Here is a 23492-nt window from a genome sequence, read left to right on the forward strand (position 1 = left end):
ATTTGTACTTTTGCGTGTTTTTTGAATAGATTAACAACCTAATTTTTACATATATGAAAGATAAGAGGATATTATACGTGTCATCTGAAGTGATTCCATACCTACCAGAGACCGAGATTGCCTCTATGTCGTTTGAAGCTCCTCAAATGGTTAATTCCAAGGGTGGGCAAATACGCATTTTTATGCCGCGTTACGGTAATATCAATGAGCGTAGACATCAACTACACGAAGTAATTAGATTATCTGGAATGAATTTGGTTATCAATGATTTTGATATGCCACTTATTATAAAGGTTGCTTCTATACCTAAGGAGCGTATTCAGGTATATTTTATAGATAACGAAGAGTATTTTAAGCGTAAAGCGACTTTTACAGACGAAGAAGGAAATCTTTTTCCTGATAACGACGAGCGTGCCATTTTCTTTGCAAAAGGAGTTGTGGAGACGGTTAAAAAACTAAACTGGGCGCCAGATATTATTCACGTTCAGGGATGGCTAGCATCTTTATTGCCATTATACCTTAAGCATTACTATGCAAGTGAGCCATTATTTTCAAAGAGCAAAATAGTGACGTCTATATACAATCAAGGATTTGAAGGGGCTCTTAATGAGGAGCTTATTAATAAAATCGCTTTTGATGGTATAGATCCAGAAACTATTAAAGAACTAGAAGATCCTACTTACGAAAACCTTATGAAGGTTACTATTAAAAATAGTGATGCTGCAATTGTAGGTTCTCAGGAGTTAAATGAAGACTTAATGAAAATCCTTAATACGACTAAAATTCCTGTTTTGTCGTATAAGAAGAAAGAGGAGTTTCCTCAGGCTTACGAAGATTTTTACACTACTCAAGTTTTAGAAGAATAGACTATTTATGAGATTGAATAAAATGCTTAAGCAAGCAGCCATGGTTTTGGGGCTTGCGCTGTTGATTATTTCCTGCGAGGACGAGTTTGGTTCTATAGGGACTAGTATTGTAGGAGAAGTTAACTTTGATACAGACCTTGCTCAAGATTTAAAAATCGCAGCTTACAGTCGCAACTATGCAGACGCCTCAGGTTTTAATGGGGTTCAAACTAGTGGTACATCCGTTGGAGTTGTTGGTTTCTATAAAGACCCAACTTATGGTTCTACAACTAGTTCGTTGTTAACTCAGGTAGCTTTGTCTAGTACTGATCCTGATTTTGGTGATGAAACTGAAATTGATTCTGTTGTTTTCTCACTTCCGTATTATTCTACATTAGAAGAAACGGATACGGATGGAAATTCTACTTATTCACTAGACTCTATTTTTGGGAATACTCCAGGTCAAATGAAATTATCTGTTTACAGATCAAATTTCTTTTTAAATAGTTTAGACCCTGCAGAAGACTTTGAGAGCTCAGCAATTTATTATTCTAATGAGATTTCTGAATTTCAAGGAGTAGAAGGGGATTTGTTATTTGAGGTGCGTGATGAGTCAGCTGATGGAATGCAAACAGAAGGTTTTGTTCCTGATGCTAGCGAAATCGTATTAACTACGCCAAATCTTGACGATGCTGGCGATCCAGATGGAACTAATGAGGTAGATAGATTGAGTCCAAGAATTAGACTTTCATATATAAACGGAAATGCTGGCGATGCCGCTGTCCTAGATTATTGGAAACAAGCAATCATTGACCAAGAAGGTCAAGGTACATTGTTAAATCAAAATACAGTAAACGATTATTTTAGAGGATTATATCTAAAAGCAGAAGCTATTGACGATAAGGGAAGTGCTATTCTATTTGATGTTGCAAACCTAAATGTTACTATATACTATTCTTTTACTAATGAGGATTCGACAGTAGATGATTCAGGTGAAGAGGTTTCAACAGGAACTGGAAACATATCTTTAAGGTCTTCAGGTGTACGTGCAATAGCATATGAAAATGATTTTAGTCAGAGTCCTATAGGATCTACTAGTTTTAATGAGTCTCAAAATCTAATTGATGGCGAAGAAAACTTGTATCTAAAAGGTGGTGATGGAAGTATTGCGTTAATTGATCTATTTGGGGCAGATGAGGATGACAACGGTGTTGCAGATCAGTTGGAAGCTTTAAGATCATGTAATATTATTGTGAACGAAGCAAACTTGCAATTTTATGTTCAACAAGACGAACTGAGTACTGGTGGTAGTGGAGAGCTAGAGCCGGAGAGAATATTCATTTATGATTATGAAAATAATGCTACACTGCTAGATGCTCTTATCGATAATACGACAGGAGATGATGGAGTAGTTGATACAAGAACTAACCACTTAGGTCGACTTTCTAGAGAAATAGATGGTGATCTTTCAAGTAATGGTGTTAGTTATAGAATACGTCTTACACAGCACATAAATAATATCATTAAAAATGACTCTACAAATGTGAGATTGGCTTTGTCTGTCTCTCAAAATGTGACTATTGATAACACTGCGTTAATTGGTGGTACTGGCGGTGTTCAAGATGGGCAGCGCGTTCCATTTTCTGGAGTGATTTCTCCAGAGGGAACTATTTTGCATGGAACTGCAAGTTCTGATGAAGAGAAGAAATTAAGATTAAGATTGTATTATACAATAACAGAAGAAATTGATCCTAACAGCCCTTGTGGTTTAGCCTTAGGACTATAATAATTTATAAGTATGTGTGGAATAGTTGGTTATATAGGGCATAGGGATGCTTACCCAGTTGTCGTTCAAGGTTTAGAGAGACTCGAATATAGGGGTTACGATAGTGCAGGGATTGCATTGTATGATGGTACTGATTTAAAGTTCTCTAAGACAAAAGGTAAAGTTGCAGATTTGCGTACAAAGCTAGAATCTGAAATTTCTACGACAGGTAGTATAGGTATTGGGCACACAAGATGGGCAACTCATGGTGTTCCTAACGATGTCAATAGTCATCCACATTTATCAAATTCTGGTGATTTAGTAATCATTCACAATGGAATTATAGAAAACTATGACGCTTTGCGTCAAGAGCTTATAAAACGTGGTTACACTTTTCAATCAGATACTGATACAGAAGTATTGGTAAACTTAATTGAAGATGTAAAGAAAAATGAAGGAGTTAAGCTAGGTAAGGCAGTGCAAATTGCACTTAACCAAACCATAGGTGCTTATGCAATTGCGGTTTTTGATAAAACAAAACCTGACGAAATTGTGGTTGCTCGTTTAGGAAGTCCTCTTGCTATTGGAGTAGGTGAAGATGAATTCTTCATTGCTTCAGATGCTACGCCATTTATTGAGTACACAAATAAGACCATCTATCTTAAGGATGGCGAGATGGCGGTAATACGCAATCATAAGAAATTAAAAGTGCGTAAAATTAAAGATGATTCTTTAGTTGATCCGTATATAGAGGAGTTGAAGCTTAATCTAGAGCAAATAGAAAAAGGTGGTTATGATCACTTTATGCTTAAGGAAATTTATGAGCAGCCTCAAGCAATTAAAGATACTTTCCGTGGGCGTATGCTCGTTAAAGAAGGTATTATCAAAATGGCAGGTATTGATGATAACATAGAGAAGTTTAAAAACGCTCGACGCATTATTATAATAGCTTGTGGTACATCATGGCACGCAGGACTTGTAGCTGAGTATATATTTGAAGAGTTTGCTCGTGTACCAGTAGAGGTGGAGTATGCTTCAGAGTTTAGATATCGTAACCCAGTAGTTTTTAAGGATGATGTTATCATAGCAATTTCTCAAAGTGGAGAAACTGCAGATACAATGGCGGCAATTAAACTTGCTAAAGAGCAAGGAGCGTTTGTTTTTGGTGTTTGTAATGTTGTGGGTTCTTCTATTTCTAGAATAACAGATGCAGGAGCTTATACACATGCAGGTCCAGAGATTGGTGTTGCATCAACAAAGGCTTTTACTACTCAGATAACAATACTTACTTTAATCGCCTTAAGACTTGCTCAAGCAACAGGTAAAATGGCCGACTCTGAGTTTAGAAAATATCTACAAGAATTAGAACGTATCCCAGCAAAAGTTGAAAAAGCATTATTATGTAATGATCAAGCAGAGCTTGTTGCTGCACAATATAAAGATGCGCCTAACGCTCTTTATCTAGGACGTGGTTATAATTTTCCAGTAGCACTTGAAGGGGCGCTTAAACTTAAGGAGATATCTTATATTCATGCTGAAGGTTATCCTGCGGCAGAAATGAAGCACGGACCTATCGCTCTCATAGATGAAATGATGCCAGTTTTTGTTATTGCAATGAAAAAGGGTCATTATGAGAAGGTGGTGAGCAACATTGAAGAAATCAAAGCACGTAGCGGTAAGATTATCGGTATTGTTACAGAAGGTGATACGGAGGTTAAAAGACTTGCAGATCACGTGATAGAAATTCCAGAAACGCTAGAGCCTCTTACTCCAATTTTGGCTACTATTCCGTTACAGTTATTATCTTACCACATAGCATTGATGCTTGGTAAAAATGTAGATCAACCACGTAACTTGGCAAAGTCGGTTACGGTTGAGTAATATTTTAATAATCTACTGTTTTGCTTAGGGTATTTTAGAATGCTCGCTAACTAGATTATTCAATTTTTTATAAAAGGACTTATTCGCTAGAAGCTGGATAAGTCCTTTTCTTTTGCATCTATTTTAAAGAAAATCAAATTATTACAGCCGCCGTGTATATTCTTTAATCGCTGAATCATGGGAATCACGAAAAGGCTTATAAAAACTTACATTTTGCATTTTTGTATAAAATATTAAACAGTATCTTTGCACCACGAAAAACGATAATTTTTTCGCTTTTATTTCGCTAAACATTAAATAGATACTAATGTCAAAAGTTACAGGTAAAGTTGCACAGATTATAGGCCCGGTAGTAGACGTCGCTTTCGAGAGCGGATCTGAGTTACCAAAAATCTACGATTCACTAGAAGTTACAAATTCAAACGGAGCACTACTTGTTCTTGAAGTACAGTCACACATTGGAGAAAATACGGTACGTACAATCTCTATGGACTCTACAGATGGATTAAGCCGTGGGGTAGATGCAGTTGCGACTGGAGCGCCTATTCAAATGCCTGTGGGGCCAGATATTTATGGACGCCTTTTTAATGTTATAGGTGATGCTATTGATGGAATGGATAACTTGCCTAAGGCAGGTGATGCTGGTTTGTCAATACACCGTAGCGCACCAAAATTTGAAGATTTATCAACATCTACAGAAGTACTTTTTACAGGTATTAAAGTAATTGACCTTATTGAGCCTTATGCAAAAGGAGGTAAGATTGGTTTATTCGGTGGAGCAGGAGTAGGTAAAACTGTACTTATTCAAGAGTTGATTAACAATATTGCAAAAGGTCACGGTGGTCTTTCTGTATTCGCAGGAGTAGGAGAGCGCACACGTGAAGGAAATGACCTTTTGAGAGAGATGCTTGAGTCTGGTATTATCAAATACGGAGATGACTTTATGCACTCTATGGAAGAAGGAGGATGGGATCTTTCTAAAGTAGATAAAATGGGAATGAGAGATTCTAAAGCTACTTTCGTTTTCGGTCAAATGAATGAGCCACCTGGAGCACGTGCACGTGTTGCACTTTCAGGACTTACTATAGCTGAGTACTTCCGTGATGGAGCAGGAGAAGGACAAGGAAAAGACGTACTTTTCTTCGTAGATAACATCTTCCGTTTTACACAAGCAGGATCTGAGGTTTCTGCACTACTTGGACGTATGCCATCTGCCGTAGGTTACCAGCCTACTCTAGCAACAGAGATGGGAGCGATGCAAGAGCGTATTACTTCAACAAAAAGAGGATCAATTACATCTGTACAGGCGGTTTACGTACCTGCAGATGATTTAACAGATCCAGCACCAGCAACAACGTTTGCTCACCTTGATGCAACAACAGTACTTTCACGTAAGATTGCAGAGCTTGGTATTTACCCAGCGGTAGATCCTCTAGACTCTACATCACGTATTCTTACTGCAGAGATATTAGGGAGCGAGCACTACAACACTGCACAACGTGTAAAAGAGTTGTTACAGCGTTATAAGGAGCTTCAAGATATTATCGCCATCTTAGGTATGGAAGAATTATCTGAAGAAGATAAAATGGCAGTAGGACGTGCACGTCGTGTGCAACGTTTCCTTTCTCAGCCATTTCACGTAGCAGAGCAGTTTACAGGTATCCCAGGATGTCTAGTAGATATTAAAGAAACTATCAAAGGATTTAATATGATTATGGACGGAGAGTTAGATCACCTTCCAGAAGCAGCATTTAACCTTAAAGGAACTATCGAAGAGGCAATCGAAGCAGGAGAAAAAATGCTTCAAGAAGCTTAAGAGATTTTTAATTACGCTTTCGCGAAAGCGTACTCAAAATAATATACTATGCATTTAGAAATTGTAACTCCAGAGGCATCTCTTGTAAGCGGTGAAGTATCATCGGTTACTGTACCAGGTGTAAATGGTGAATACCAAATGTTAGATAATCACGCAGCAACTGTTTCTTTATTAGGAGCAGGAACTGTAAAATTTGAAGGAAATCCTACTATTGCTGCAGGTCACGAAGGTAAATTTACCAAAGCGACAGACGGAAAATGGTCACTTGTAATTGCAAGTGGTACTGTAGAGATGAACAACAATAAAGTGATTGTACTAGCAGATTAAAGCGCATTGAAATAAGTTTAAAAGCCCAAACTCTATCAGGAGTTTGGGCTTTTTTTGTATTATTAAAGTATGTATAAAAAAGATGTAATAATCTCCCAAGGCTCAAGAACTCTTCTAGAGAACATCATTGCAGCTGCTTGTTACACGATAGCTCTTTTCTGTATATATCAAATCGTTATAGCATTAGAACATGTGGTAGGCTACGCTTATATAGGTACTACTAGTGTAATGTTGGGTTTACGATTTTCTATCTCTAAGAACTATCGGTTTAATTTTAAAGCCAATCGTTTTAGAGACATGTCTGCAATAGGTCTTATTGAGTGGGGTGATTGGATAAAGTATGATGAGTTAAATTATGTAGCTGTTTTTCTCAATGCAAAAGATTTTTATGAAGTCAACTTATGGTATGATGAAAATAGACGTTTTAATCTTTCTAATTATGCTGAGTTAGATGATGCACTTATGGGAGCAAAAGAAATCACACAATTGCTAGCATTAGATTTATATGACGCTGGCACAGATCCTTATAATGGGCGATGGGAAGAAGTACAAGTAAAATAGTAATTACCACTCCCAAGAGATGATTTCCCAACTTACATCTTCTGATGCATGATTTTCTAGGATTTTAAATCCTACGGCCTTATGGGCATTCAGTGATCTTGTATTTAGTGTTGCGACCTCAGTAATAAGACATTTAAATTGTGAGGAAAGCTCATCTCTGTAGTATGAATAAAGTCCCTTAAAGATGCCTTTACTTCTATATGGTTTGTCTATACAGATTTGTCCCATCACGAGATAGTTTTTATCGGGATATAGCCCATCTGCAATATCAAACATAGGTGTGAGAATAGGCATTTCGTAGCGAAAACTATGTATCATTGTTAATGCATAACCAACAACTTTCTTATCCTCCATAGCTATTATGTGAGGGTAAGCGTCATTCATTTTTTTTAAAATTGCGAAAGTATGCGGTACAGTAACATATCCTTGCTCCTTTTGCTCCTCTAGAGATACATTCGTTTTTAGCGCTTTTTTCTGAATGTTTAGAATTTGCTGGAGTTCGTTATCACTTTCTGCCCTTTTGTAGCTTACCATATCTTTCGCTTTTAAGTACTTGTATACTCCAGTATATCCCCTGGTTGGCAATCTAGTGCTTCACAGATGGCCTCAAGCGTAGAGAAGCGCACTGCTTTTGCCTTACCGGATTTAAGGATAGAGAGGTTTGCTTCTGTAATACCTACAATCTCTGCAAGCTCCTTGCTCCTCATCTCACGATCTGCCAGTACTTTGTCTAAGTTAATAGTTATAGGCATAGGTTATATAGTTAAATCGTTTTCAGATTTGAGTTGATATCCAGTTTGTGCCATATCAGCTACGATAAGGACTATGAGTCCTAGAATGGCAAGCAAAGAGTCTAGGAGTATGAAGCCAATTTTTGTGGCTTCTTCTCCTCCATTTATAAGTGCTATGATATCAAAAGTTGCATTAGAAATTCCCGAGAGTAAATATATATATCCTGCCCAACGCATTAATTTTCTTGATGTTTCTGTAAAAAAACCACTCCTTAAAATACCAAGAATACATTTAAGGCTTATACATAAACCTATGAAAATAAGTCCAGTGACTAAAAACCCGATTATCATATTGTATTTACCAAAAATAACATCATCTTCAGTTGCTTTAGATTGATTAATGTATGCTTCGGCTATATGAATTGAAGTGCCAAAGTGGATTAGAAACAGAATAATAACAAAAAGCGTAATCGCAAATAGGACTTTAATCTTTCTCATATTTTAGAATATTATCGTTTTACAATAACAATAATTTTATTTAGAATTTGCGAACAAAAAATCCCCAATACTATTTTTAGTATTGGGGATATAACTTGTAAAAGCTACCTTTTTATTTTTCTTGAAGCCAGTATTTTCTGAGCTTGCTAGGTTTTTTACTTGGGTTAGGATTCATTGTTATTGTGTAGGTGGGGTCTGCGCTTACTGTTAGTTTAGTTGTAAGCTTTCGACCAAATTGCTCATAGTTTACTGCTATCGTCTGTCCTACGGTAAGCGAATTCATATAAGTTTCATAGGCCTCACTAGTTCTTAACTCCGTGCCATCTAGTGCAGTAATAAGATCACCTTTGTTAAGGCCTGCTGTATAGGCTGGTGTTCCTTTTGAGGTAGCTCGTGCAATGCGTAATCCTGTTTCAGTAGCGTTTACTCGTATTCCTAGGTACGGCTTTGCTGCGTCTTGTGTGATTGTGAGTCCCGCATTTGTAAGTAGGTTTTGATAATCTGGCATTTGACTATCATAAATATATTGAGAGAAGAACGTTTTCGCGAAAGCGTCACCCGCATACGCAGCTAGTACGTTCTCAAGATCTTGTATAGAATAAGAGATTTCCTTCTTTCCAAACTGATTCCACACTGCTTTAAAATAATCATCAAGATTAAGTCCTTGTTGGCGTAGTGAGAGATCAAGCGCAAGACCGAGTACACTACCATACGAGTAATAGGAGATAAAGTTGTTGTTTCTATTTACAGGATCTACAGAGGTCGCGGCGTCTACAAAGGGCGCCTGGTAGCTCATCTCAATCGGGTTAAAATAGTCACGTGCAGGTGAGTTCCATACATAGTTAAACGTCCCGTTGAGACTTTTTACATAGTCTTCACTAGTGATAACACCGGCGCGGGCAAGTATAAGATTTGTGTAATAGCTTGTAAAACCTTCGGCAAACCAAAGTGAGCCACTCATATTTGCCGCTGTAAAGTCAAAAGGCTCTAAATCTGCTGGGCGTATGCGCTCTACATTCCATGAATGGAAAAACTCGTGAGAGACAGTGCCTATATTTCCTTCCATCCCTCCTGCTGCTAGTGATTCTCTATCTGTAAGAATCGTGCTGTTGCGATGTTCCATCCCATCTCCAGATACGTGAGGAGCATAGCAAGCAAGAAAAGTGTACTCGCCAAAATCATAGGTAGGTAATGTTCCAAAAACCTCTTTTTGCGCCAGTACAATGGCTTTTACCTTATCCCAATAGGTGTCAAAATCTTCTGAGGTGTCATCACTATGCAACGCAAAACGTATGTTCTGACCGTCAACTGTAAATTCCCTAAGCTGGTAATCACTTACCTCTGTAGGGCTATCTAAAAAGTATTGCAAGTTTGGTGCGCTGTAACGTGAATCGTCTATTTTTTTAAGTTGGCTCGCTACTTTCCAATTCAAATCTTTCCTTAGCTTAAAATCTATCTCAATAGGGCGGTGCTCTTCTCCCTCCATAAACATGAACGTTGCTGGCATATTAAGGTGTGCGTGCGACTCATCTACTTGTGAGTATGTGCCGTCTGCTCTATTTGCAAATAGTGTGTATGACACGTTTACCTCTCCGTCATGATCTTTAATCTCCCACGAGTATGGATCTGGGCGTGTTGCTTCTAGCGCTTCTCCCTTGCTGTTTGTAGCCTTAAAATTAAAAACGTTTTTTGCAAACTCATGTATTGCGTAGCGTCCTGGTGAGGATCTACTCATACGCACCACTACGCTCTTTTTCTTGAGTTCAGGAAAAGTGATAGCTATCTGTGCTTCATGGTGGTGTGCGTTATCAAAAGATATCTCGTACACATTAGTTTGTCCATAACAGAGGCTAGTGAGTAAAAGGGCGATACATAAAAATCTCATAGTAGAATATTTAGAATTTAAAAGTAAGAAACTAAGATCACTTCCGTGGGTTATATATGTCAAACCCGTGAAGTATCTTTACCGTATGTTACCAGAAAAACTACAGAAAAAACTTAGCATACGCAGAGACAGTGATTCTTTGCGAACACTTAATACTTCGTCAGGTCTGGTGGATTTTTCATCTAACGATTATTTGGGTTTTTCTAGTAGCCTTCCTATTGCTAGAAATATTGCGCATCGAGCACAAGAAATCTTAGACAAACATCAAATTATTGCAAATGGTGCCACCGGCAGCCGACTGTTATCTGGTAATCATACACTTTATAGTCAGGCAGAGACCTTAATTGCTGGTATTCATAATAGTGAGACTGCTCTTATTTTTAACAGCGGTTATGATGCAAACATTGGTTTTTTCCAAAGCGTGCCACAGCGCGGTGATCTCATTCTTTACGATGAGTTTATACACGCTAGCATACGTGACGGTATCCAGATGAGCCTTGCTAGAGGTTATAAGTTTAAACATAATGATATTGCAGATATAGAAACTGTAGTCACTCGTCTTAAAGCGATGCATCATCTAGATGATCAAGAAACTACAACGGCGATATATCTTGTTACGGAGTCAGTTTTTTCGATGGATGGTGATACGCCAGATCTCATGGCTATTACTCAGCTTTGTAAAAAGCATAATATCTACCTCATAATTGATGAAGCTCATGCAACAGGTGTTATGGGTGAAAAGGGGCTTGGTTTAGTGCAGGAGTTGGCGCTAGAAAACGAGATTTTTGCTCGTATTATCACTTTTGGAAAGGGTATGGGAGCACATGGAGCAGCAATTTTATGCAGTGAGTCATTGCGCGCGTATCTTATTAATTTTGCGAGATCATTTATTTACACAACGGGGTTGCCGCCACATGCTGTAGCTACGATAATAGCGGCTTACGAGCAATTAGATGTACGGAGCGATGCGCAGTTGCCAGCAGTGGGAAGTTTACAGCAACTTATAAGTCACTTCAATAGTCTTGTCAAAAATATTGGGCTTGACAACTTATTTATAGAAAGTAACTCAGCGATACATTGTGCTGTGGTGGTGGGTAATGAAAAGGTTAAAACGCTTTCGCGAAAGCTTGGACAAGAAAATTTTGAAGTGAAGCCTATTTTATCGCCCACAGTTCCAGAAGGTCAAGAGCGCTTACGGATATGCCTACACGCATATAATACGAAAGATGAAATAACAGCATTGCTGACTATTTTAAAAGCGCAGTTATAGCTTACTAATATGTGATGTGAAGATTATATTTGTGCTATGTCAAACACATTTGTAACTATTGCTCAGTTTCAATATTCAAGTGAAGCTCAAATTTTTAAAGGTCGTTTACTTGCAGAAGGTATTGAGGCTTTTCTAGCAGATAATTATACAATCGATACAGATCCGCTAGTGAGTAATGCCATTGGAGGTGTAAAACTACGAGTGCCTTCAGATCAAGAGTCAAGAGCTAAAGAAATCTTAAGTGAAATCTCAGCGTATTCTGTTGCCGAAGATGGTTCGCCTGTGCATTGTCCCAATTGCAATAGTGAGGAAGTTGCACTATTTACAACCGTTTCAGATATTAGATCTCTAGGAGCTTTTCTCCTAGGTTTTGTTTTTGGCGCGCTTCCATTTTATACAAAATACGAGTATCGCTGTGATAACTGTAAAACAAAATTTAATGAAATCAAATAAGACATATTTTATAACAGGAATCTCTACAGACGTAGGAAAGACGGTAGCTGCAGCAATAGTGACACAGTCACTAGAAGCAGATTACTGGAAGCCAATACAGGCTGGAGATCTTGATAATAGTGATACTCATAAAGTAAAGCGCCTAGTTGATAATGAAATATCGCAATATCACGATAATAGTTATTCGCTCAAGACACCTATGAGTCCGCACGCTGCTGCAGCGATTGATGGCATTACAGTTACTGCCTCCTCTATAAAGCGTCCTGAAACGACTAGACCTCTCGTAGTAGAAGGAGCTGGTGGTATACTCGTACCTATAAATAATACAGAAACCATAGCCGATTTAATAGTGCCTTCAGATAAAGTGATCGTAGTATCTCGTCATTATTTAGGAAGTATAAATCACACGTTATTGACTATCGAGCTACTCAAGGCAAGAGGGCTTTCTGTGGCTGGGATTATTTTTTCTGGAGAAGAACATCCTACAACGGAGGCAATCATTGAGAAGATGACTGGTGTTACCATTATTGGTCGCATTGATGAAGAGCCTTATTTTGATGAAAATGTAATAGCAGAGTATGCAGAACGTTTTCGCGAAAGCTTACAAGTCCTATAGATCTTTACTAACTAGAGATTTAAGATAATCAACTCTTTAGCTAACTTTACTCAAAATTTACTACTGTGACTACTCAAGAAAAAGATAAAAAACATCTCTGGCATCCACTTACGCAGCATCAGACTGCGCAGGATCCTGTTGTGATTACGAGAGCAAAAGGAGCGGTAATGTATGATGAAGATGGTAAAGAATATATAGACGGTATTGCTTCATGGTATACCGCCATGTATGGTCACGGCAATGAGCATATTACAACGGCAATGTATAAGCAGATGCAGGCGCTGGATTTTGTAATGTTTAGTGGCTTCACGCATCCTCCAGCAATCACACTTGCTGAAAAGTTAATGGAGATACTACCAGAAAATCAAGAGAAGATTTTCTTTAATGACAACGGATCTACAGCGGTTGAGGCAGCTATAAAAATGGCCATCCAGTTGTATCACAATAAAGGTGATAAGAGAGATACACTTATCGCTTTTCAAGACGGTTTTCATGGAGACACTTTTGGAGCGATGAGTGCCTCTGGATTGAGCTCATACAACGGACCTTTTGAAGATTTTTTACTCAAAGTTGTTAGAATTCCTACCCCTCAAGAAGATAATCTAGAGGAAGTGATGGCTAAGCTAGATGCGATACTCGCAACAAATAAATGCGCTGCTTTTATTTTTGAACCACTAGTGCAAGGAGCTGCCGGAATGAAATTTCACTCTGTAAATGGTCTTGATGCACTCATTAAAAAATGCCGAGAGGCAAATGTACTCACCATTGCAGATGAGATAATGACTGGTTTTGGAAAAACGGGAACCATCTTTGCCTGTGACCAATTGGAAAATAAGCCAGATATAATGTGCCTGAGTAAAGCACTTACCGCAGGGATGTTTCCGCTAAGTATTACAAGTTGTACGCAGGCAGTTTTTGATAGCTTTTTGAGCGACGAGGTACACAAAGGTTTTTTTCATGCACATACATTTAGTGCGCACCCTGTAGGCTGCGCAGCAGCGATTGCAGGAATGGAAGTATTGCAAAGCTCAGAAATTACAGACAGTCGAAAGCGTATAGAAAAGGCACATCAAGTATTTGCACAACAAGTAGCAGCACATCCTAAAGTGCGAGATGTACGCACAAAAGGTGTAATTATAGCCATAGATCTCAACATAGAAATGGAGCGCTATGGGAATTTACGTGATGAGCTCTACCAATTTTTTATGAAACGTGGCGTGGCACTTAGACCGCTAGGTAATACTGTTTATGTGCTTCCTCCGTATGTGATTACAGATAATGAGCTCACTCAGGTTTATACGGCAATACAAGAGGCTTTAGATCATTTTTAAAGACTACTCTATCGCTTTTGGCTCCAGCTCAATTACTTGGTCGCTGCCGTCTATAGTTACATTATAAACCTCATACACTTTCTCATCATCCTCACCGCTGGTGATGATATGTATGACGCCAGTTCCGTTAGGGCCTTTTATGGGAGTAGTGGCTTTACTTCTTTTTTCTCCATTATTTATAGAGATATTAAAACTCCCAAAACCGTCACTTTCTATAGGTTCGCCTAGCACAGCGATCACTTCTTGATTGGATTGAACTTGAATGAGCGCTTCGTCACTTCCAGAGGCTGTTTTAATTTTATTTGCAAAAGCAAAGGCACCACCCACTATCAAAACGACTGCGATAATGATTATGGTAAGGCATCCTCCTGCGGGCACTGCCCACTTCCAATTGCGTTTCCACCAGCTAGGGCGTTCTATAAGTTCGTTTTGATTATCCATTGTGATTGATTTTTAGATAGGTACCGTTTTGGCTGTAAAAGTTACAGAACTTTTCAAGAAAACTTGCAAATTGATGGGGTACGCTTACGCGAAATTGTACTTTTGTGTACGCAAACTAAAATTAAATTATACTTTGAAAACTCCCATAGCCATTACCGGTCTAGGTTCTATCTCTCCATTAGGTTCAAATGCTGAAGAGCAGTGGAACGCATACCAAGAAACAACTACAAAAATTGCTTGGGAAGAAGATCTAGAAGCATTTACGGCAAGGTTAACACCAGAAGGCCAAAAAGCCATTCAGGCTATACGTCGAGAAGATAAAAACTATTTACGCATAGATCCATCTGTTCTTTACGCTATATATGCAGGAAGAATAGCAGTAACACAAGCAGGATGGAAAGACGGCGATTTTGGGATTAATGTAGGGTCATCAAGAGGAGCAACGCAGCTTTTTGAAAAGTTTTTTGAGACTTATAAGGAACGTAATATTGTACCTACACAAGCATCTCCATCTACTACATTAGGTAATATATCTTCATGGCTAGCAAATGATTTAAAATCTAACGGTCCAGATATTTCTCACTCTATTACTTGTAGTACTGCATTACACGCATTACTTAATGGGGTGGCTTGGTTACAATCTGGAATGGCCAAAAAGTTTTTAGTAGGAGGTTCTGAGGCAGCGCTTACTCCATTTACAATTGCTCAAATAAGAGCAATGAAACTTACACCTACAGAAGAGGGAACAAGTGCATATCCAAGTATGGCGCTCAATCTTTTTAAGAAAAATAATACAATGGTTTTAGGCGAAGGTGCAGCAATGGCCTGTCTAGAACTGGGCAAGAAGAAAAATGCACTGGCATACGTGACTAGCGTAGGTTATGCTACAGAAAAGCTAGAACATGCAGTTTCTATTTCAAGTGAAGGTGAGTGTTTCCAGAAATCAATTGCAATGGCACTTGATGGGACTGATCTTTCAGAAATAGATGCAATTGTAATGCATGCTCCAGGTACTCTTAAAGGAGATACCTCTGAGATGGCAGCAATAAAGAAAGTTTTTGGAGAAGAGGTGCCTATGCTTACTACTAATAAATGGAAAATAGGACACACTTTTGGAGCTAGTGGGTTATTAAGCCTTGAGCTTGCTGTAAAAATGTTACAAGAACAACGTTTTATAGGAGTTCCATATCTTAAAGATAAATCTAAGGATAGCGAACTGAAAAAGATACTTGTGAATGCTGTTGGTTTCGGAGGAAATGCGGTAAGTATTATTGTGGAGAGAGCTTAGGTGAATGATGCGTACTTTTTCGCGAAAGCGTAATTAGAACCACCATATCTTATATTACACAAGCAAGGGTTATTAAAATCACAAAAAAATCAAGCGATAGCCGTTTACTTGCTTAAGACTATTTCATATTTTTACGTTATGACAGAAATAAGACACAACTGGACCAAAGAGGAAATACTCGCTATTTATAATAAACCGATGATGGAGCTTTTATATGAAGCTGCAACTACACATCGCGAGCATCACGATCCTAATACAGTACAAGTTTCTACGTTACTTTCTATTAAAACTGGTGGATGTCCAGAAGATTGTGGGTATTGCCCGCAAGCTGCGAGATATCACACAGATATAGAAGGGAATGATTTAATGTCTGTACAGCAAGTAAAAGCTCAGGCATTAAGAGCAAAGTCGTCTGGAAGTTCTCGTGTATGCATGGGAGCGGCATGGCGTAATGTAAAAGATGGACCAGAATTTGACAACGTGCTAGAAATGGTGCGCACGATTAATAAGCTTGATATGGAAGTATGCTGTACGCTAGGTATGGTAACCGAGAATCAAGCAGAACGTCTTGCAGAAGCAGGATTATACGCATACAATCACAACTTAGATACCTCAGAAGATTACTATAAAGATGTAATTTCTACAAGAGCTTTTGAGGATCGTCTTGATACCATCTCAAACGTACGTAAAACAAATGTTACGGTATGTTCTGGTGGAATTATAGGAATGGGTGAGGCAATAGAAGATAGAGCAGGAATGCTCGTGGCGCTTGCAAAACTTGATCCGCAGCCAGAATCTACACCTATAAATGCACTTGTAGCAGTACCTGGAACTCCAATGGAGGATTTAGATCCTATCTCTATCTGGGAGATGATACGTATGGTAGCAACTACGAGAATTGTACTGCCACAAACACAAGTGAGACTATCTGCAGGTAGAACAGATATGAGTAGAGAAGGGCAAGCAATGTGCTTCTTTGCTGGTGCAAATTCTATTTTTGCTGGAGATAAACTTCTTACTACACCTAATCCAGATGTAAATGAAGATATGAAGATGTTTGATCTACTAGGTCTTACTCCTCAAAAACCATTTGTAAAAAAGGCGCAGCCAGCATCTGTAGAAGCCGTGGATTCAAAGTTTGAGTCATTAGGTGAAAAGCCAAAATGGTCAAGACCTGGACACAAAATCGATAGAAACGAAGAAGCAAAGCTTGCAGGAAAATCTTTAAAATAAGGAGAACTGCTGGTTTGTAAATATCGTAGGTATATAAAATAGTTTTATACTAAGCACTAACTCCCATCAGGGAGTTAGTGCTTTTAGGTATTTAATTATTTAGGTTAATTAATTCTATTTATTATGCAGTTACAATCCATTCCCAGAGTACATTCTATAACTAAGAAGGAGTTTGTAAGGGATTACGTGAAGCCCCAAAAACCTGTAGTGATCGAGCATCTAGTAGATGACTGGGATGCTTATGAGAAATGGCGTCTTTCTTACATCAAGGAGGTAGCTGGTGATAAAGAAGTGCCTCTTTATGATGATAGACCTGTAAAGCATGATGAAGGCTTTAACCAAGCTCATGCTACAATGAGTATGAGCGATTATATAGATTTACTTAAAAAAGGACCTACTAATTATCGCATCTTCTTGTATAACCTCATGAAGGAGGTCCCTTCTCTTAAAAACGATTTTAAATTTCCTAAAATAGGTTTGAGATTACTCAAGCAGATACCTATGCTCTTTTTTGGAGGCGAGGGAAGTAAGGTATTTATGCACCATGATATAGACTGGGCAAATATTTTACATTTTCATTTTGAAGGTAGAAAGCAATGTGTGTTATTCCCTCCTAGTGAAACGCCTAACCTTTACAAAGTACCTTATTCTCTAATTACAAGAGAGGATATCAATTTTGATAATCCAGATTATGAGAAGTTCCCTAAGCTTAAGGAAGCTAAAGGATTTATTTGCCATCTCAACCATGGTGAGACCTTGTATATGCCAGAAGGATACTGGCACTACATGAAGTATGAAACGCCTGGTTTTAGTATGAGTTTAAGATCGCTTCCGCGAAATTTTTCTAACCTCAGGAAAGCCTTGTACAATGTCTTTTACATGAGACATTATGACAACTTCATGAGACGTCGAAAAGGACAAGATTGGATAGATGAAAAAAATGAGAAGGCCCTACATTAAGAGTAAATAAGTGTGGAAATGGCTCATTTTATTAACTTTTATTAATAGTTGATGCAAACAATGCTATTTGATTAGGTATTTAGCCGTTTAAATATGATATTTGGTCGAATAAATAAAAATTTTTCTTGATTGGCTAAAATGAATGCTCAACTTTTTGTTATTTGTGAGCAATTCAAATACTCCCTAGCAATAACATGATGAAAGTCCTCCTTATAGACGACGATAAAGCCGTAAATTTTTTTAATCAGCACGTCGTTATTAAGCACAACTCCTTTGAACACATTAAGACTGTTCAAAGCGGACACGAAGGTCTTGCATTTTTATCTCAGGTAAAATCAGGAGAAGCGCCTAAACCAGATCTTATTTTTTTAGACATAAATATGCCAGCTATGAATGGCTGGGAATTCTTAGACGAATACGAGAAGATGTGCTCAGATTTCAGAAAAGATATTAAAGTAATTATTCTCTCTAGTTCCTCAAACCCAGAGCACGTAAATAAAACAATTCAAAATTATAAGGTTATTGACTTTATTAATAAACCACTATCCTTCGACATACTAGATAATGTATTGAAAGTATATAACAATGTATTGTCTAATTGTACTCAGAATAATTCACTAGCTTGACTTATAAAGCCTTAATAATAGACGATAGCAAACCAATAACTTTCTTTAATAAAATAATTTTAGAGAGGTCTTCGCTTTTTTCTGAAATTCTGGTAGCTGTTAATGGAGAAGAGGCAATTAAGGTATTAGATGCAGGATTTAATCCTGATATTATCTTCTTAGATCTTAATATGCCTGTGATGAATGGATGGGAATTTCTTGATAAATATCATCTCAGAAAGATTAGAAATAGTCAAATTGTAATGCTTTTAGGGACTTTACCGTCACAAGAAAATCAAGATAGATTGAATACATATGATTGCGTTAAAGGAATAAGAGAAAAGATGCTTTCTAACACTGTACTAACAGAAATAATCAATAATACATTAGCCGTTGAGCTAAGACCATAAATTACCCCCAGTTAATGTCTTTTTTATCAAAGATTACGTTATTTATTGCGTGTATAATATCTTCTCTTAGTTTTGCTCAATCTAGAGCTACGATAGAAGGAGTGGTTACAGATAATTTTGGAATATTACCAGGTACTACCATAAGTATAGAAGGTTACAACAAGACTACTCAAACAGATATTAATGGAACTTTTTCTTTTCAAGTAGATGAAGGAGAGTATGTATTATCTGCAAGTTTTGTAATGTATAATGTACTTTATAAAACAGTTGTAGTAAAAGCTGGTGAAACACAAAAAGTAAATTTTAAATTAGAGACTGGTTTCTCTGTAGATGAGCCTATATCATTGGGTACAAGATCTGATCCTGTTTCCTCATTTCAGAACACGGCTTCTGTGGATATCATATCACCACAACAAATTACAAACTCTTCTCAAATAGAGTTAAGCCAAATATTACATTACCTCTCACCCTCATTTTATTCGACTAGACAGACAATTTCTGATGGTACGGATCATATAGATCCAGCAACACTACGAGGATTAGGTACAGATCAAGTTCTTGTGCTTATCAATGGAAAAAGAAGGCACAATAGCTCGTTACTCAATGTGAATGGTACGATAGGTAGGGGTGCCGTAGGTACAGATTTTAATGCTATCCCCATAAGTGCTATAGAACGTATTGAGATACTAAGAGATGGCGCAACTTCCCAATATGGATCTGATGCGATTGCAGGGGTTATCAACATCATTCTAAAAAACCAAACGAACGCTGTTACCTTAAATAATTTATTAAAAATTAATGATGAGGGTGATGGTCTAACACAATTTGCAGGAGCAAATTTTGGTATGAAGTTAGGCAAGGAAGGATTTTTAAATATTACAGGTGAATATAGAAAACGAGAAGCCACTAATAGAGCTGGTAATTACACGGGACGTGTATATGTAGATAATGAAGAAGAGGATAATGCGCTCGTAGATCAAAATAATTTCTTTGATCAAACTGGTTATTCAGATAGGCAAGTAATGCAGGTAGGTAATGCCGAAACACAGAATCTAGCCATCCACTTTAATGGAGAAATTAAAGTTTCAGACAGTGCCCAAGTGTACCTGCACGGTGGACGAAATTATAGAGAAGGGAAATCTGCTGGTTTTTATAGATTTCCCAAAGATGAAGACCGCGTCATTACAGATTTGTTTCCTAATGGATTTTCTCCAGAGATCCTAACAGACATTCAAGATGACGCTGTGACACTTGGTTTAAGAGGAAGTAAGCATAATTGGGGAATAGATTTTAGTCATACTATCGGGATGAATGCTCTTGATTATACTATTAATAACTCTAATAATGCGTCTTTAGGTATTGCGTCACCTACTACTTTTTATGCAGGAGGATTTTTATATAGTCAGAATACATCAAACTTAGATCTTTCAAAATCTTTTGATTGGAGGTCAGGTCTTAATTTCTCTTTCGGAGCAGAGCTAAGAGTAGAGAATTATCAGATAGGTGCTGGAGAGGAGGCTTCGTATATTAATGGCGGTAGCGTCTTCACGAATAGTGAAGGGCTTGAGGTGCCAAGAATTGCAGGGGCGCAAGTATTTCCTGGAATTCAACCAGAAAATGAACTTAATAAGTTTAGAACAAACAGCTCGTTTTACCTAGATATCGAAGCAAACGTTAATGATAAGTGGCTCATACAACTTGCGGCCAGAAATGAGCTTTATAATGACTTTGGGAGTCAAGTGATTTGGAAAGTGGCTTCTCGTTATAAGGTAACTAATAATACAAGTTTGAGAGGTGGTATTGCTACAGGATTTAGAGCGCCATCACTACATCAAGTGTTTTTTCAAAATATAAGCACGCAGTTTATTGATGGTAATATCTTACAGGTAGGTACTTTTAATAATGAAAGTGCTCTTGCTGCTCAAGCTTTTAATGTAGATAGACTAAGTCCAGAATTATCAAATCACTATAGCTTAGGTTTAAGTAGTAAGATTAATGCAAACTTTTCTCTTGCGCTTGACTATTACTACATAGCAATCAAGGATAGAATTGTACTTTCAGGACTCATATCTGATGGTTATGAAGAAATCCTAGAGCCATTTGGGGTTGGAGCAGCTCAGTTCTTTACAAATGCGATAGATACAGATACCCAAGGTGTAGATCTAGCGTTAGTTTATAAAAACAAAGTAGGTAATGGTAATCTAGAAAGTTCTTTAGGTTTTAATATCAATACCACGACTGTAGGTAAAGATATAAGAGTGCCTATTGCTTTTGAGGGAGCAGAAGAAGTCATTTTTAGTAGAGAAGAAATTGGAAGGCTAGAGAATGGACAGCCTAAATATAAATTGAGCTGGAGAAGCTTTTATGATATTGAAAAGTTTAAAATTCACTTCAATAATACATTGTTTGGACCTGTAGAATATTTCCACCCAGATGATGGAAATAGCGACAACTGGGTTGTAAATGACTTTACAGGAAATGTAGAGTCCCGAGATCAAAAGTTTTCGGCAAAGGTTCTTACAGATTTCTCTATTCATTATCAGTTCCACTCACGAGTAAGTGCGGCTATAGGAGGGAATAATATTTTTAATGTGTATCCAGATAAGCACACGCATTCATCAAATACTAGTAATGGTAATTTTACATATAGTAGACGAGTAGGCCAGTTTGGTGTACAAGGTAGAAACTACTTTGTAAGTTTATCTCTAAGCTTATAATAAGGATGTATTATTCATGAAAGACTTCAAACTATTAACGGCACTTAAGATTATGGTCGCCTTAATAATCTTTGGGTCTTCTACTCAAATTCAAGCGCAGACTAGCATTGAACAAGTTTCTAGAGTTCAACGGGCTATCTACGTCTTTAATATTGCACAGCAAGTAAACTGGTCACCTCAATCTGGAGACACCTTTAAAATAGGAGTACTAGGCCCAGATAGAACTATTATTGATTTTAAGTCAATAGCTCAAAAACGACAAATACAGTCTAAACCGGTTGAAATCATCAATTTTCTTACTGTAAAAGATATAGCAGATGTAGATATATTGTACGTCAATAAAAAGTACAATTTCCAGATGCCTTATATTCTTCAGTCTTCGGAAGGAAAAGGCATATTAGTAATGTCTGAGGGTTATGCATTTAATGCCTCGATGATAAATATTGTTAGAGTTGGAAATACATTTAGACATCAAATCAATGAGGAACTACTGCGCAGTAATGATTTTGTTATTGCTCCTTCCTTAAAATTTTACGCCATTAAAACTTCACAAAAGTGGCAATCACTTTTTATAGAAGCACAAGACTCACTTAAGATAGCTAAGCAAAACGCAAAGAGAAAGGACTCTTTAATTATTGCTCATCAAAGAGAGATTAATAGCAAAAACGAGATTATAGATACAATTCAAGAGATTGTAAAATTAAAAAATAACTCCATTCAAGATTTGCTCGATGAGGATGAGATTCAAAAACAAACCATAGAAGAAAAGCAAGAAATTGCAAAAGAGCTTGAAGTAGAAAATGAATCTCAACTGGAAGAACTTGAAAGAAGACAGCGCATTTTAGTTCAAAATGCAGAAGAAATAGAGCGCAATCAAGATAGTATTGATAATCAAAACTTAAACCTCAGTGTCCAGAAAAAAGTGCTTGATGAGCAGTCTGTGGAGCTATCTCTTAGAGAGAATATCAACTGGCTTTTAGGTATTATCGCTCTCTTATTTCTGGTGGCAGGATTTGTAATTTATAAGAATTATCAAAGTAAAAGTAATCTGGCAAAGCAGCTTGCATTACAAAATGCAAAAATACAAGCCCAATCAGAAGAGCTCAGTCAGAAAAATGAAGATCTCGAGCAGTTTGCCTACATAGCAAGCCATGATTTACAAGAACCTCTCAATACCATATCTAGCTTCATTGGGCTCATAAGGAATGATTATAGTGCACAGTTTGACGATTTAGGTAATCAGAGTCTTGAATTTATAGAAGAGGCAAGTGAGAGGATGGCTAAGCTTATTAATGTGTTGCTAGAATACTCACGCATAGGTAAGACTAGAAGTTTTAAGCAGGTAGATTGTAACAAGTTGGTAGAAGACTTAGAGAAGGATATTTATGCACTTATAAAAAGGAAAAAAGCATCTATCACATATGCTAAGCTTCCCATACTTATGGGCTCAGAAATTGAACTACGCTTGTTATTTCAAAACTTAATTACAAACGCTTTAAAGTTTTGTGCAGAGGGTACATCGCCCACATTACATATAGAAGTGAGTAAGACTGCGAGCCTAGAAAATCCTAATGAGAAGATGTGGCAATTCTCTTTTAAAGACAACGGTATAGGTATTCGTAAAGATCATCAGGAACGTATTTTTTCTATCTTTCAGCGATTACATACAACAGATCAATATAAAGGCACCGGAATAGGACTTGCGCATTGTAAAAAGATTGTCGGGATACATAAAGGAAATATTTGGGTGACTTCAAAAATTAATGAAGGGAGCACTTTTTATTTTACTATCCCTATGAATCCTGAAGCTGAGTAATGTGATTTTTTACGCTTTCGCGAAAGCGTAACTACAAGTAACA

General features: G+C 37.5%; 22 protein-coding genes. 17 read left to right on the forward strand and 5 right to left on the reverse strand.

Annotated elements, in window-relative coordinates; translation table 11 throughout:
• Nucleotides 1-53 precede the first annotated feature (53 nt).
• The 6 genes from SJY37_RS06105 to SJY37_RS06130 all read left to right on the forward strand — a co-directional run bounded on the left by SJY37_RS06105 (nt 54) and on the right by SJY37_RS06130 (nt 7195).
• On the forward strand, nt 54-866 hold the full coding sequence (locus tag SJY37_RS06105) for a glycogen/starch synthase (protein WP_298322777.1): 813 nt from the start codon (nt 54-56) through the stop codon (nt 864-866).
• A 7-nt stretch (nt 867-873) separates the two neighbouring features.
• Nucleotides 874-2631, forward strand: a complete 1758-nt coding sequence (locus SJY37_RS06110; RefSeq protein ID WP_298322774.1) for a DUF4270 domain-containing protein — start codon at nt 874-876, stop codon at nt 2629-2631.
• Between the two features lie 12 nt (nt 2632-2643).
• The gene (gene glmS / locus SJY37_RS06115; RefSeq protein ID WP_298322771.1) at nt 2644-4491 is read left to right on the forward strand and encodes a glutamine--fructose-6-phosphate transaminase (isomerizing); all 1848 of its coding nucleotides are present in this window, start codon (nt 2644-2646) and stop codon (nt 4489-4491) included.
• A 307-nt stretch (nt 4492-4798) separates the two neighbouring features.
• Nucleotides 4799-6307, forward strand: a complete 1509-nt coding sequence (atpD, locus tag SJY37_RS06120; protein WP_108877678.1) for a F0F1 ATP synthase subunit beta — start codon at nt 4799-4801, stop codon at nt 6305-6307.
• A gap of 48 nt (nt 6308-6355) precedes the next feature.
• On the forward strand, nt 6356-6634 hold the full coding sequence (locus SJY37_RS06125) for a F0F1 ATP synthase subunit epsilon (RefSeq protein ID WP_108877679.1): 279 nt from the start codon (nt 6356-6358) through the stop codon (nt 6632-6634).
• Nucleotides 6635-6703: 69 nt separating this feature from the next.
• Nucleotides 6704-7195, forward strand: a complete 492-nt coding sequence (locus tag SJY37_RS06130; RefSeq protein ID WP_298322764.1) for a hypothetical protein — start codon at nt 6704-6706, stop codon at nt 7193-7195.
• Between the two features lie 3 nt (nt 7196-7198).
• On the opposite strand, the gene SJY37_RS06135 is transcribed toward SJY37_RS06130, so the two are convergent.
• The 4 genes from SJY37_RS06135 to SJY37_RS06150 form a co-directional block, all read right to left on the reverse strand.
• Nucleotides 7199-7729 carry a GNAT family N-acetyltransferase gene (locus SJY37_RS06135; protein ID WP_298322761.1) on the reverse strand — a complete coding sequence of 177 codons (531 nt, stop codon included), beginning with the start codon at nt 7727-7729 and terminating at the stop codon, nt 7199-7201.
• Between the two features lie 11 nt (nt 7730-7740).
• On the reverse strand, nt 7741-7947 hold the full coding sequence (locus tag SJY37_RS06140) for a helix-turn-helix transcriptional regulator (protein ID WP_298322758.1): 207 nt from the start codon (nt 7945-7947) through the stop codon (nt 7741-7743).
• 3 nt (nt 7948-7950) lie between these two features.
• The gene (locus SJY37_RS06145; protein WP_298322755.1) at nt 7951-8424 is read right to left on the reverse strand and encodes a DUF2975 domain-containing protein; all 474 of its coding nucleotides are present in this window, start codon (nt 8422-8424) and stop codon (nt 7951-7953) included.
• A 112-nt stretch (nt 8425-8536) separates the two neighbouring features.
• A complete protein-coding gene (locus SJY37_RS06150; RefSeq protein WP_298322752.1) occupies nt 8537-10309 on the reverse strand; it encodes a M61 family metallopeptidase in 1773 nt (590 codons plus the stop codon).
• Between the two features lie 85 nt (nt 10310-10394).
• Between SJY37_RS06150 and SJY37_RS06155 the strand changes: the two genes are divergently transcribed.
• The 4 genes from SJY37_RS06155 to bioA all read left to right on the forward strand — a co-directional run bounded on the left by SJY37_RS06155 (nt 10395) and on the right by bioA (nt 13979).
• Nucleotides 10395-11579: an aminotransferase class I/II-fold pyridoxal phosphate-dependent enzyme gene (locus SJY37_RS06155; RefSeq protein WP_298323838.1), complete on the forward strand. Its 1185-nt coding sequence runs from the start codon at nt 10395-10397 to the stop codon at nt 11577-11579.
• A 36-nt stretch (nt 11580-11615) separates the two neighbouring features.
• Nucleotides 11616-12032, forward strand: a complete 417-nt coding sequence (locus SJY37_RS06160; RefSeq protein ID WP_298322749.1) for a DUF2007 domain-containing protein — start codon at nt 11616-11618, stop codon at nt 12030-12032.
• Nucleotides 12019-12648, forward strand: a complete 630-nt coding sequence (gene bioD / locus SJY37_RS06165; RefSeq protein ID WP_298322746.1) for a dethiobiotin synthase — start codon at nt 12019-12021, stop codon at nt 12646-12648. The genes SJY37_RS06160 and bioD overlap by 14 nt, the downstream gene beginning before the upstream one ends.
• A gap of 65 nt (nt 12649-12713) precedes the next feature.
• On the forward strand, nt 12714-13979 hold the full coding sequence (gene bioA / locus SJY37_RS06170; protein ID WP_298322743.1) for an adenosylmethionine--8-amino-7-oxononanoate transaminase: 1266 nt from the start codon (nt 12714-12716) through the stop codon (nt 13977-13979).
• Nucleotides 13980-13982: 3 nt separating this feature from the next.
• Here the strand turns inward: bioA and SJY37_RS06175 are convergent, their stop codons facing one another.
• Nucleotides 13983-14420: a cytochrome c oxidase assembly factor Coa1 family protein gene (locus tag SJY37_RS06175; RefSeq protein WP_298322740.1), complete on the reverse strand. Its 438-nt coding sequence runs from the start codon at nt 14418-14420 to the stop codon at nt 13983-13985.
• Nucleotides 14421-14553: 133 nt separating this feature from the next.
• Here SJY37_RS06175 and SJY37_RS06180 point away from each other — a divergent pair, with 133 nt between their 5' ends.
• The 7 genes from SJY37_RS06180 (at nt 14554) to SJY37_RS06210 (ending at nt 23449) form a co-directional block, all read left to right on the forward strand.
• Nucleotides 14554-15708: a beta-ketoacyl synthase N-terminal-like domain-containing protein gene (locus SJY37_RS06180; protein ID WP_298322738.1), complete on the forward strand. Its 1155-nt coding sequence runs from the start codon at nt 14554-14556 to the stop codon at nt 15706-15708.
• 138 nt (nt 15709-15846) lie between these two features.
• Nucleotides 15847-16941, forward strand: coding sequence for a biotin synthase BioB (bioB, locus tag SJY37_RS06185; RefSeq protein ID WP_298322735.1), 1095 nt, complete (start codon nt 15847-15849; stop codon nt 16939-16941).
• A gap of 123 nt (nt 16942-17064) precedes the next feature.
• The gene (locus SJY37_RS06190) at nt 17065-17901 is read left to right on the forward strand and encodes a cupin-like domain-containing protein (RefSeq protein ID WP_298322732.1); all 837 of its coding nucleotides are present in this window, start codon (nt 17065-17067) and stop codon (nt 17899-17901) included.
• Nucleotides 17902-18095: 194 nt separating this feature from the next.
• Nucleotides 18096-18527 (forward strand): response regulator, encoded by a 432-nt coding sequence (locus SJY37_RS06195; protein WP_298322729.1) that lies wholly within the window; start codon nt 18096-18098, stop codon nt 18525-18527.
• Nucleotides 18524-18916 (forward strand): response regulator, encoded by a 393-nt coding sequence (locus tag SJY37_RS06200; protein WP_298322726.1) that lies wholly within the window; start codon nt 18524-18526, stop codon nt 18914-18916. Before SJY37_RS06195 ends, SJY37_RS06200 begins: the two co-directional genes overlap by 4 nt.
• A gap of 14 nt (nt 18917-18930) precedes the next feature.
• Nucleotides 18931-21633: a TonB-dependent receptor domain-containing protein gene (locus SJY37_RS06205; RefSeq protein WP_298322723.1), complete on the forward strand. Its 2703-nt coding sequence runs from the start codon at nt 18931-18933 to the stop codon at nt 21631-21633.
• A gap of 16 nt (nt 21634-21649) precedes the next feature.
• The gene (locus SJY37_RS06210; RefSeq protein ID WP_298322720.1) at nt 21650-23449 is read left to right on the forward strand and encodes a YfiR/HmsC family protein; all 1800 of its coding nucleotides are present in this window, start codon (nt 21650-21652) and stop codon (nt 23447-23449) included.
• Nucleotides 23450-23492 lie beyond the last annotated feature (43 nt).

Origin of the sequence: Dokdonia sp. R78006, from assembly GCF_042466145.1 — a bacterium.
Classification (GTDB): domain Bacteria; phylum Bacteroidota; class Bacteroidia; order Flavobacteriales; family Flavobacteriaceae; genus Dokdonia.

Coding starts and splice junctions, on each gene's coding strand:
- SJY37_RS06105 (WP_298322777.1), top strand. CDS start 54: ATGAAAGATAAGAGGATATTATACGTGTCATCTGAAGTGATTCCATAC.
- SJY37_RS06110 (WP_298322774.1), top strand. CDS start 874: ATGAGATTGAATAAAATGCTTAAGCAAGCAGCCATGGTTTTGGGGCTT.
- glmS (WP_298322771.1), top strand. CDS start 2,644: ATGTGTGGAATAGTTGGTTATATAGGGCATAGGGATGCTTACCCAGTT.
- atpD (WP_108877678.1), top strand. CDS start 4,799: ATGTCAAAAGTTACAGGTAAAGTTGCACAGATTATAGGCCCGGTAGTA.
- SJY37_RS06125 (WP_108877679.1), top strand. CDS start 6,356: ATGCATTTAGAAATTGTAACTCCAGAGGCATCTCTTGTAAGCGGTGAA.
- SJY37_RS06130 (WP_298322764.1), top strand. CDS start 6,704: ATGTATAAAAAAGATGTAATAATCTCCCAAGGCTCAAGAACTCTTCTA.
- SJY37_RS06135 (WP_298322761.1), bottom strand. CDS start 7,729: ATGGTAAGCTACAAAAGGGCAGAAAGTGATAACGAACTCCAGCAAATT.
- SJY37_RS06140 (WP_298322758.1), bottom strand. CDS start 7,947: ATGCCTATAACTATTAACTTAGACAAAGTACTGGCAGATCGTGAGATG.
- SJY37_RS06145 (WP_298322755.1), bottom strand. CDS start 8,424: ATGAGAAAGATTAAAGTCCTATTTGCGATTACGCTTTTTGTTATTATT.
- SJY37_RS06150 (WP_298322752.1), bottom strand. CDS start 10,309: ATGAGATTTTTATGTATCGCCCTTTTACTCACTAGCCTCTGTTATGGA.
- SJY37_RS06155 (WP_298323838.1), top strand. CDS start 10,395: ATGTTACCAGAAAAACTACAGAAAAAACTTAGCATACGCAGAGACAGT.
- SJY37_RS06160 (WP_298322749.1), top strand. CDS start 11,616: ATGTCAAACACATTTGTAACTATTGCTCAGTTTCAATATTCAAGTGAA.
- bioD (WP_298322746.1), top strand. CDS start 12,019: ATGAAATCAAATAAGACATATTTTATAACAGGAATCTCTACAGACGTA.
- SJY37_RS06175 (WP_298322740.1), bottom strand. CDS start 14,420: ATGGATAATCAAAACGAACTTATAGAACGCCCTAGCTGGTGGAAACGC.
- bioB (WP_298322735.1), top strand. CDS start 15,847: ATGACAGAAATAAGACACAACTGGACCAAAGAGGAAATACTCGCTATT.
- SJY37_RS06190 (WP_298322732.1), top strand. CDS start 17,065: ATGCAGTTACAATCCATTCCCAGAGTACATTCTATAACTAAGAAGGAG.
- SJY37_RS06195 (WP_298322729.1), top strand. CDS start 18,096: ATGATGAAAGTCCTCCTTATAGACGACGATAAAGCCGTAAATTTTTTT.
- SJY37_RS06205 (WP_298322723.1), top strand. CDS start 18,931: ATGTCTTTTTTATCAAAGATTACGTTATTTATTGCGTGTATAATATCT.
- SJY37_RS06210 (WP_298322720.1), top strand. CDS start 21,650: ATGAAAGACTTCAAACTATTAACGGCACTTAAGATTATGGTCGCCTTA.